This is a genomic window from Jeotgalibacillus marinus (assembly GCF_040801915.1).
Taxonomy (GTDB): Bacteria; Bacillota; Bacilli; order Bacillales; family Jeotgalibacillaceae; genus Jeotgalibacillus; species Jeotgalibacillus marinus.
Window position 1 is genome coordinate 1 of sequence record NZ_JBFMIA010000362.1, and the last position, 220, is coordinate 220.

At 50.5% G+C, this 220-nt stretch carries 1 protein-coding gene; it reads right to left on the reverse strand.

All coding sequences use genetic code 11. From position 1 onward, the window contains the following. Nucleotides 1–220 (reverse strand): hypothetical protein (locus AB1471_RS18185; RefSeq protein WP_437342389.1); only part of this gene is annotated, 220 nt, incomplete at both ends.

Consider the following 220-nt stretch of genomic DNA (forward strand, 5'->3'; position numbering starts at 1 on the left):
TTTGCCTTCTTCTCTGCACGGCTTAATTTCGCGGCAGCTACCCTTTCCCTCGCTTTTGTGCTTTGACTCTTCTTTTTCTTCGCCGTCATTCTGTTTTTTCTATCTCTTCCCGCTTCCCTTTTTTCTCCCCCCCCTTTTTTTTTCCCCTCCCTTCGCCTTTCCCTTTTTCTCTCCGCTTTTGCCTCCTGCCCTGTTCGCCCCCCTCCCTCCCTTCTTCTTT